The sequence below is a fragment of the Mesorhizobium sp. M7A.F.Ca.MR.148.00.0.0 genome, assembly GCF_003997735.1.
Classification (GTDB): Bacteria; Pseudomonadota; Alphaproteobacteria; order Rhizobiales; family Rhizobiaceae; genus Mesorhizobium.
The window spans coordinates 16077-18026 of the sequence record NZ_RZTB01000083.1 but is presented as its reverse complement, the minus strand read 5'-3'; the positions used below and the strand labels follow the sequence as shown (position 1 = coordinate 18026).

General features: G+C 56.0%; 2 protein-coding genes. One reads left to right on the top strand and one right to left on the bottom strand.

Going from position 1 to position 1950, the window contains the following annotated elements:
• The coding region (locus EOB49_RS24145) for a DUF4236 domain-containing protein (RefSeq protein ID WP_127373604.1) at window positions 1–1118 on the top strand (1118 nt) is incomplete at its 5' end.
• 13 nt (window positions 1119–1131) lie between these two features.
• Here EOB49_RS24145 and EOB49_RS24140 read toward each other — a convergent pair.
• A complete protein-coding gene (locus EOB49_RS24140; RefSeq protein ID WP_095770038.1) occupies window positions 1132–1899 on the bottom strand; it encodes a thermonuclease family protein in 768 nt (255 codons plus the stop codon).
• Between the last annotated feature and the right edge of the window lie 51 nt (window positions 1900–1950).

Below are 1950 nucleotides of genomic sequence, written 5' to 3'. Positions count from 1 at the left end.
GTGCGGGACCTTTCCGCTTTAACTTCTCGTCTGGCGGGGTTGGCGCGTCCGTTGGCGTGCAAGGTCTTCGTATCGGGACTGGCCCACGAGGGCATTATATTCATGCAGGCGTCGGCGGTCTCTACTACCGAGGCACTTTGGGAAAGCGCAGCGCCAAGCAGACGCTGCAACTGTCTGAATTCCCATCTGGGCCAAAGCCCCATCCAACATCCTCACCCGTGGAATATGTCAGCGGTGGCGTCGTGATGAGAGAAATCGAGTCCGCCGATGTGATCGAGATGCGTGATGAGACATTTGCCAATGTGCTTGATGAAATCAATGCGAGGCAATCGCAGACGCGAATGTCGCTCATCCTGGCCGTGCTGTTTGGGATCGCCGGATTGATCGCAGGCGCAATGCTGGGAGGTGGGGTGGCGCTGATCGGTATTGCTGCCTTTTTGCCGGGCATGCTTATTGGCAACTGGTTGGACAGCTACCGCCGGGTGAGCGTGCTCTACTATGATTTGGAGCAGGACGCGGAGGCGGCCTACGGGCGACTTGTCGCCGCCTTTGACACGCTCACACGCTGCGCGGCGAGTTGGCATGTCGCGGCTGGTGGCAAGATAGAGGATCTGACGACTTGGAAGCGCAATGCGGGAGCCACGATGTTGGTCGATAAAAAGTCGACGACGCTCCAAGCTTCCTTGCCGACGGTTGTTCGCAGCAATGTCACACCACCGTCGATACACGTCGGCCGGCAAATCCTTTATTTCATGCCAGACATGATTTTGGTGAAGGACGGAAACCAGTACGGTGCCGTTGGGTATGGAGACCTCAGGACGCAATTTGCCCCCAGCAATTTTATTGAGACCGGCAAAGTTCCATCTGATGCTGAGATCGTGAGCTATACCTGGGCTCATCCCAATAAGAATGGCGGACCCGACAAACGCTTCAGAGATAATCGGCAGATCCCTGTCTGTCGCTACGAAGCCTTGCGGTTTTCTAGCCCATCCGGGCTCAACGAGCTGGTGGAATTTTCCAAGACAAACGTCAGCCAGCCCTTTTGCCAGGCTCTATTGGCACTCGCGCAAATGCACCGAAACGCTGGTGGCCAGTCCGGCTTGCTGAAAGCGCGCTAAGGAATTGGCTTGGTCAGCAAATGCCTTCGCACGGAATTCCGTCGCCGTCCCGGTCCAATTTGGGTCCCCAGCTACAGTTATTGAGATACCAGCGCGCCTCATCGCATGAGGAGATTTGCTTACAATAGCGACGCGGTTGACACGAATAGCTCTGAGCTATTTGGCGACGGCCTGTAAGGCCGTAGGATGTGTCATTACCGGGTTTATTGTTGGCTGCATGTGTTGCTCGCCAATCCCAAGGGGCTGTGAAAGTGCCAACCCAGATGCCAATCTTGGCCCTTTGGGCATCTGCCTGTTGTGACGCGTAACTACCATGGCTGTATCGAGGCCAATCCAGGGCATAACCCTGTTCGACCATCCAAGACGCAATGCTAGCACCGTCCGCCCGCTGACAATCACCAACGAAGCGGTTGTAACGATCCCACGAAACAAAGTTGCACTGGATGGGTCGGGATTGACTGAGGAAGATGTCCAGTGCTTCTGCGGATTTGCGGCCGCATGGGTATTCTTGCCCGCTTGCGTCGCTGCAGTTTTGGCTGCTTTCAGGTGCGTCGATGCCATTGAAACGAATACGCTGTCCGTGGATCTCGATCGTGTCCCCGTCAACGATGGACGCTACGCCGACGATAGGCTTCGGTTTTGACCCGAGTGCGCTTGCTGTATTGGGTCCCGCGATCTGGTTGCCCCACCCTGTAAAGTAGGAGGTGACATAAGCGCCCACTGCTAGCGTGATCACCAGGATCGCGGCTAATGATTTATGTGAAAAGAAACGCTTGCGCATAATTGAAACCCGGCCGCGTCTTGGCCGCGAGCTGCGGCGATGGGAATAGCG